The organism is Xanthomonas sp. SHU 199 (assembly GCF_000364665.1).
In the GTDB taxonomy this organism is placed as follows: Bacteria; Pseudomonadota; Gammaproteobacteria; order Xanthomonadales; family Xanthomonadaceae; genus Xanthomonas_A; species Xanthomonas_A sontii.
Map to the genome: position 1 here is coordinate 1 of NZ_AQOI01000680.1, position 2,137 is coordinate 2,137.

Annotated in this window: 2 protein-coding genes and 1 pseudogene; 1 reads left to right on the forward strand and 2 read right to left on the reverse strand. The window is 70.0% G+C overall.

Going from position 1 to position 2,137, the window contains the following annotated elements; genetic code table 11:
• Positions 1-264: pseudogene (locus D183_RS25325) on the reverse strand (hypothetical protein); the annotation flags it as partial.
• A 115-nt stretch (positions 265-379) separates the two neighbouring features.
• Positions 380-1,273: an Hsp33 family molecular chaperone HslO gene (gene hslO, locus D183_RS0119480; protein ID WP_026144672.1), complete on the reverse strand. Its 894-nt coding sequence runs from the start codon at positions 1,271-1,273 to the stop codon at positions 380-382.
• An 81-nt stretch (positions 1,274-1,354) separates the two neighbouring features.
• Between hslO and mtgA the strand changes: the two genes are divergently transcribed.
• Entirely contained in the window at positions 1,355-2,098 is a 744-nt protein-coding gene (mtgA, locus tag D183_RS0119485; RefSeq protein WP_017910480.1) for a monofunctional biosynthetic peptidoglycan transglycosylase, read from the forward strand.
• Positions 2,099-2,137 lie beyond the last annotated feature (39 nt).

A 2,137-nucleotide genomic window follows, 5' to 3' on the forward strand; every position in this document is an offset into this window, starting at 1 on the left:
GTTGCACAGCAGGCCCAGCGAGTCGCCGGAGGACAGGCCGAACGCCGCATCCAGGGAGTTGCGGCCGAAATGCCAGCGCGCGCCGACCGCCTGTTCGCCGGTGGGCTCCAGGTACAGCAGCGCCTCGACCTTGCCGCTGCCCTTGTTCCAGACCGGCAACACGGTGCGGTCGTGACCAGTGGCGGGCTTGCTCTGCGCGTGCGCACCCGTGCTCGCCGCGAGGGCGATCAGCAGGGCGAGCGGTAGGCGCAGGAAGGGTCGCATCAGCAATCTGAGACTTGGGGCGGGCACGAAAGTTCCCGCCGGACAGGGTGGTCGATGCTAGAGGGTTTATGTTTCTTTAACAAGTCGGACTCCCCGGTCGCGACGCGCGTTTCAGCTAGTGCAAGCGCTCCGAGGATGTCGGTTCAGCTTGCGTTACGGCAAACAATACTCCGAATTCCGTCAAGGGGAAGTCATAGTGGCGGCCGCAGAACTCGCAGCGGATCTCAACTTGGCCGGTCGCCTCGGCCGCCGCCCGCGCTTCTTCCTCGCCGAGCGAGCGCAGCATCGCCGCGACCCGCTCGCGCGAGCACGAGCAGCCGAAGCGCAGCGGGCGGTCGCCGAGCAGTTCCGGGGTCTCCTCGTGGAACAGCCGGTGCAGCAGGGTTTCGGCCGGCGTGGCCAGCAGTTCGGCCTCGCCGACGGTCTCGAACAGCGCGCCGGCGCGGTTCCAGCCGTCCTCGTCGCCGGCGTCGCCCGGCAGCTTCTGCAGCAGCAGGCCGGCGGCGTGCGTACCGTCGGCGGCCAGGATCAGTCGCGTCGGCAACTGCTCTGACTGGCGGAAGTAGTCCTCGAAGGCTTCGTCCAGCTCGGCCGAGGACATCGCCACCAGGCTCTGGTAGCGCTGCGGTTCGCGCGGATCCAGGCCGGGGTTCTCGATGGTGATCGCCAGCAGGGCGTCGTCGCCGAGCGCGCGCAGGTCGCGCGGCGCGTCCTGGCCCTCGCCCAACTGGACGATGCCGCGCAGCGTGCCGGCGGCGGTGCACTCGGCGAACAGGGTGCGCAGCGCGCCCTGGCTGCGCAACTGCACCGACAGGCGCCCGTCGACCTTGGTATGGCCGGTGAACAGGGCCGCGGCGACGCAGGCCTCGCCCAGCAGTTCGGTGGCCGCGGCGGGATAGCTGGCCGGCGCCAGGATCTCGCGCCAGGTGTCGTGCAGGCGCACGTGCACGCCGCGCACGCCGGCGCCGGGGAGCAGGAAGCGGGTCAGACGATCGTCGGAAGAATGCATTGCGGCCTCGCTGCGCATGGGAAGATGGCGACCGCACGAGAGTGGATCGTCACGGTGGACCAGATCGAAGAAAGCATAGGAATGGGGGCGGGGCGCCGCGATGCAAGTGGCGCCCTGCCGGCGCGTCCACGGGCCAGGCGCTGGCGGCGCTGGCTGCTGCTGGCGCCGTTGCTGTTCGTGCTGGCGAGCGTGTCGCAGGTGTTGCTGCTGCGCTTCGTCGACCCGCCGTTCTCGGCGATGATGCTGGAGCGCCAGCTTGGCGCCTGGGCCAGTGGCGACTGGTCGTACCGCATCGCGTACGACTGGCGCGATACTGCGCAGATCGCGCCGAGCCTGCCGATCTCCCTGGTCGCCGCGGAGGACCAGCGCTTCCCAAGCCATCACGGTTTCGATCTGGATGCGATCGAGAAGGCGCGCGACCACAACGCGCGCGGCGGGCGTCTGCGCGGCGCCAGCACCATCAGCCAGCAGGTCGCCAAGAACGTGTTCCTGTGGCAAGGCCGCAGTTGGTTGCGCAAGGGCTTGGAGGCCTGGTACACGGTGCTGATCGAGGCGCTGTGGTCGAAGCAGCGCATTCTGGAGGTGTACGCCAACGTCGCCGAGTTCGGCGACGGCGTGTATGGCGCACAGGCGGCGGCGCGCAGCTTCTGGAACAAGGACGCGGCGCAGCTGACGCCGGCGCAGAGCGCGCTGCTGGCGGCGGTGCTGCCGGCGCCGCAGCGCTACAACGCCGCGCGTCCCGGCCCGTACGTGCAGGGACGCGCCAACTGGATCCAGCGCCAGACCCGGCAACTGGGCGGCCCGGCCTACCTGCAGGCGCCGTAGCTTGAGCCCCTCTCCCCCCGGGAGAGGGGTTGGGGTGAG

What these genes read in the sequence shown, in the direction of transcription:
- hslO (WP_026144672.1), bottom strand. Translation starts at nt 1,273, where the DNA reads ATGCATTCTTCCGACGATCGTCTGACCCGCTTCCTGCTCCCCGGCGCC.
- mtgA (WP_017910480.1), top strand. Translation starts at nt 1,355, where the DNA reads ATGGGGGCGGGGCGCCGCGATGCAAGTGGCGCCCTGCCGGCGCGTCCA.